The organism is Niastella populi (genome assembly GCF_002078015.1).
In the GTDB taxonomy this organism is placed as follows: Bacteria; Bacteroidota; Bacteroidia; order Chitinophagales; family Chitinophagaceae; genus Niastella; species Niastella populi.
Genome location: NZ_LWBP01000055.1, coordinates 1 through 3,524 on the forward strand (window position 1 = coordinate 1; position 3,524 = coordinate 3,524).

The 3,524-nt window shown below is 39.4% G+C and carries 3 protein-coding genes; 1 reads left to right on the forward strand and 2 read right to left on the reverse strand.

Going from position 1 to position 3,524, the window contains the following annotated elements; all coding sequences use genetic code 11:
- Positions 1–340 precede the first annotated feature (340 nt).
- Positions 341–1,150, forward strand: a complete 810-nt coding sequence (locus A4R26_RS06725) for a 7-cyano-7-deazaguanine synthase (RefSeq protein WP_081162563.1) — start codon at positions 341–343, stop codon at positions 1,148–1,150.
- Positions 1,151–1,221: 71 nt separating this feature from the next.
- On the opposite strand, the gene A4R26_RS06730 is transcribed toward A4R26_RS06725, so the two are convergent.
- Both A4R26_RS06730 and A4R26_RS06735 read right to left on the reverse strand, forming a co-directional pair.
- Positions 1,222–2,535: a type IV secretory system conjugative DNA transfer family protein gene (locus A4R26_RS06730; protein ID WP_081162566.1), complete on the reverse strand. Its 1,314-nt coding sequence runs from the start codon at positions 2,533–2,535 to the stop codon at positions 1,222–1,224.
- 56 nt (positions 2,536–2,591) lie between these two features.
- Positions 2,592–3,488 (reverse strand): tyrosine-type recombinase/integrase, encoded by an 897-nt coding sequence (locus A4R26_RS06735; RefSeq protein WP_081162569.1) that lies wholly within the window; start codon positions 3,486–3,488, stop codon positions 2,592–2,594.
- Positions 3,489–3,524: the final 36 nt, after the last annotated feature.

Sequence of the window (3,524 nt, forward strand, 5' to 3'; positions counted from 1 at the left end):
AAACACTAAAACATTTAAAGGTTGCATAACTTTTTACCTTGTGTAAATTTAACCCATAAGCTAAAAGACTAAGTAATCAACTTTAAGTTAATATAAAAATGCTTACACTACTCAAAAACTGATCAAAAACATCTTTACCTAAAATACCGTGTTTTCACCGTTTGCAATATTCTATACTCTTCCAACCTTTGTCCTACTAACTGTCTTTTCAGGTTTGCATCCATTTGTTCAACATGGTTGATCTTCTTTAACCTGCATACAGGATTTTCGTTCCCATTGAACAAGCGAACCGGTGATAAGTAGCACTCTCAATTTGCTTATTAACTATAAAACATAAAATATGAAGAATGCGGTTGTTATCTTTTCAGGTGGAGTTGACTCTACAGCTGCAACTCTGTGGACTTTAGAACAAGGATATGACGATGTAGAACTTTTAACATATCGATTTGCAGACGAAAGACGTCAATATGGAGAGTTGAAGGGCGCAATGACAGTGGCATCCCACTTAAACCTAAACCATACTATTATTGATCACCAAATACCATATCCCGCATATCCTTTGACGAATCAACCATTCTGTCAACATATCGAAAGGAAAGAACTACCAAATGACGTTGCACTTTATGGTGTATTTCCTTTTAATGTTGCATTGCTACTAATATTTGGCGCATCTTATGCTGCATTAAGAAATGCAACCGATATTATATTTGGTGCCATTGCGGATGAAGCTCATATTTCTCCTGATTTTCGCACAGAATATACGGAACTTATAACCCAATTACTGAATAAATCAAAGACTGTTACTAAAAAAGAAATGAAAGTGATAACCCCTTTGGTTAACAAGCATAAGTGGGAAATAATGGAAACATACAAAGGAAAAGAAGATTTATTTCATAAAACCTGGTCTTGCAAATACTCAAACGATAGCACTCATTGTGGGGAGTGTTATGGTTGTGAGGGCCGTAGACTTGGTGCACTATTGGCTGGGTTAGATGATAAAACTGCTTATAAAAAAAATGAAATTGAATTCCCATTCTCGGATTTTGAATTGAACACGATGAAAAATAAAGAAACTAGATCATCGTTACTGTCTAATATTGATTTCTTATCAAAAATATCTTTATACTCACACGGTTCAGGAAAGGGATAGTAAAATAGTTGTTACTGAATAAGCGATGTCTATGGCCAAGATTAAAGTCAAACGCAAATAATACACACTTGTCAAACGAATAAACCCGGCGGCTCCCCATTAGGAGGATCTTTAATAAATTGCTGTAAAGATTTCTTGCACTGTTTATGGCTTTTAACAAAATTCCGTCTGGTCCAGGCTAATGTTTCTTCCTTATGAGATTTCAAATATGCCTCTACTATCATCGTCTGCGCACTAAATGGCTTACTGGTTGCTCCATCTATTTGCATCTTTAGTCGAATACAATACCGATCAAGATTTACCAAATCATATTTATTGAAAATGGGGTAAAACTCCTTTTCCAAGTACTCACTATCTGTAGCGCCGATACGAAAACAAATGAGTGTCCCCACATTCCCGAATACTGCCGACCTTATTTTTTCGTCTAACTGTTCGATGTACTGGTGGGCCAAGAACAAACCTAAGCCATATTTACGGCATTCAGCTAACACTCCAATATATGCCTCACTCAAAAAGCAGTGGCATTCGTCAACATACAGATAAAACGGCTTTCTGGTTTCAGTATCCTGGCTAGCCCTAGCCAAAGCGGCAAGCTGTATGGAGTTTACGAGCATTGAGCCGACTAGGGAGCTGGTATCTTCACCCAGCTTGCCCTTGCTCAAGTTGCAAATCAGGATCTGACCTTCATTCAACACTTGCTTCATTTCGAAGCTGGATGTTTTATGCCCGACAGTATCGCGAAGCGGCGCGCTGGCCTGGAAAACTCCTAGCTTATTAAGAATGGGTGCAATGGCTTCGGATCTGAATGCCGGCGAATACTTGTCGAACTCGTTATGCCAGAAAGCAATCACATGATCGCTGGTGATCCGTGCCAAGATATTGTTTCGGTATAGCTGATTGGTTAAAAGTGGCTGAATGTCCAACAGGGTGCCTTCGCCGTATTCCAAAAGAGTCAATAAGCTGTATCGAAGTATATGCTCCAATCTCGGCCCCCAGGACTCCCAAATCTTTTTAAATGTTGAAATGAGGCCGGAAGCGGCAAGATGATATTGCTCCGGTAGGATGCCTGCAAGCGGGTTAAAAGCTATTGGATATTTCGCCGGGTTGAAACAGATAACCTGGTTAATGCGATGCTCCGGCACATAATGCAATATGTGTTCTGCTATGTCTCCGTGCGGGTCGATCAAGCACATGCCCTTTCCTTTTTCAATATCCGAAATAGCCATGCATTCGAGCAAGGTACTTTTCCCCACGCCGGTTTTTCCGATGACGTATATGTGCCCAAGCCGATCTTTATCTTTAATATAAAAAGGCTGGTTTATTCCTCTGAAATCAATAACACCTACGGGGGTACGGAAATTATCAGAATTTACCTGCCTTTCCACAGAAAAAGGCTACCAATCAAACTCGATCAGCATAAGAGAGAAAGAATTGTTAGCCCCTACATCAAGCCATTGAGCGGATGTTTGGTTATTTGAGATCGCAAATGTTGAGGACTCGCATATAAGTAAATGGTTGTAGTTTGTATATCACTATGCCCCATCATTTGAGAGAGGCTATATATATCGCAGCCGCCTTCCAGCATGAGGGTAGCAAAGGTATGGCGCAACTTATGGATGCTGAACTTTATGCCTGCGGACTTTCTAATAATATCTACAAAATGTTCTAGCCCGCTTTGAGAGAAAGGAATATTTCCGCGAAGAGAAGTAAAAAACTCTGGACAGGTTTTAGTCAATCTCTTTCTGTGTTCTAGATATCGCCTCAAGCTGAGAGCAAGGGCATTGCTTATCGGAACAATTCTATCTTTCGCTCCTTTGCCACGGCGTACAAAAATTGTCAAGTTCTCCAAATCAACATCCGTATATAAGAGTTTCAATAGTTCATTTTTTCGTAATCCAGCAAAGATCAATGTCGCAAATAGTGCATGGTTTCTATATCGGAGATAATTGTAGCGATATGGATAATTGTACACGATTTCAAGCAGCCTCAGAGCCTCTTGCTTATTGAGCTTAGGAGGAAGCTTTCGTTCAATTTTTGGTATCTCAATATCATCTGTAGGAACGAAATCTATAAATCCATTTTCCTTGCACCAACTAAAGAAAGTCTTCAGGGATTTATAAATGGTAAAAAAAGAACTGGCCTTCCAATCCCTTATTGTCCTGCCATGATAAAAGAACGTTCGTACATTATCAGTTGTTACCTGATCTATAGTAGTTACTTCTGTAACCTTACAATAAGTGCGAATTGCGAACTTATATCTATTAATCGTTTGTTTTGAATATCCTCGAAAGTATAAGGAATGTTCATAGAACTTCTGAGCAAGGGTTTGTATATCCACGATAAGGCACTCGGCACTTTTCAGATGCGCTTACTC